Origin of the sequence: Halosimplex halophilum, assembly GCF_004698125.1 — an archaeon.
Taxonomy (GTDB): Archaea; Halobacteriota; Halobacteria; order Halobacteriales; family Haloarculaceae; genus Halosimplex; species Halosimplex halophilum.
On the sequence record NZ_SRHV01000009.1, the window covers coordinates 1 to 1,296 of the forward strand.

Below are 1,296 nucleotides of genomic sequence, written 5' to 3' on the forward strand. Positions count from 1 at the left end.
GTGGCTACTATGCCACCTGGTGAATGGCTCGGCTCGAGTGCCGACGAAGGACGTGCCAAGCTGCGATAAGCCTGCGGGAGCTGCATGGAAGCGAAGAACGCAGGATCTCCGAATGGGAATCCCCACCGCAATTGCTTCGCGCAATGGGGAACGCCGGGAATTGAAACATCTTAGTACCGGTCGGAAAAGAAATCAATCGAGATATCGTCAGTAACCGCGAGTGAACGCGATACAGCCCAAACCGAAGGCTTCGGCCAATGTGGTGTATTGGGCCGGCAATCAGCGTCCGAACCTTTCCGTGAAGTCTCCTGGAACGGAGCGTGACACAGGGTGAAAACCCCGTAACGGAGAGTACTACGACGTGCGCCGGTTCCGGAGTAGCGGGGGTTGGAAATCCCTCGTGAATACGGCAGGCATCTACTGCCAAGGCTAAATACTCCTCGAGACCGATAGCGAACAAGTAGCGCGAGCGAACGCTGAAAAGTACCCTCAGAAGGGAGGCGAAACAGGGCCTGAAATCAGGTGGCGATGGAGCGACGGGGCACGAAAGGTCCCGTGGAAAACGACAGAGGCGCGAGCCTCCAGTAGGACCCACGGGAAGCCGGTGTTCCGTCGTACGTTTTGAAAAACGAACCAGGGAGTGTGTCCGTTTGGCGAGTCTAACCCGTTCCGCGGGGAAGGCACAGGGAAACCGACATGGCCGCAGCGCTTTGCGCCAGGGCCGCCGTGTTCAAGCGCGGGGAGTCAAACTGACACGACCCGAAACCGGACGATCTACGCGTGGGCAAGACGAAGCGTGCCGAAAGGCACGTGGAGGTCTGTTAGAGTTGGTGTTTTACAACACCCTCTCGTGACCTACGTGTAGGGGTGAAAGGCCCATCGAGTTCGGCAACAGCTGGTTCCGACCGACAAATGTCGAAGCATTACCCCTGCCGAGGTAGTTCGTGGGGTAGAGAGACTGATTGGTGTGTCCGCCCTCGAGAGAGGTCGGCGCACCTGTCAAACTCCGAACCTACGAACGCCGGCGACGCGGGGAGTTCGGTGCGCGGGGTAAGCCTGTGTACCGTAAGGGAGACAACCCAGCGTCGGGTTAAGGTCCCCAAGTGTGGACTAAGTGCGATCGAAGGTGGTCTCAAGCCCTAGACAGCCGGGAGGTGAGCTTAGAAGCAGCTACCCTCCAAGAAAAGCGTAACAGCTTACCGGCCGAGGTTTGAGGCGCCCAAAATGATCGGGGCTCAAGTCCACCACCGATACCTGACCACGCCCGTCACAGGGCGATTGCGTAGGTCGGCGTTC

General features: G+C 58.6%; 1 rRNA gene. It reads left to right on the forward strand.

Annotated elements, in window-relative coordinates:
• Nucleotide 1 precedes the first annotated feature (1 nt).
• Nucleotides 2-1,296: ribosomal RNA gene (locus E3328_RS22435) — 23S ribosomal RNA — on the forward strand; the annotation flags it as partial.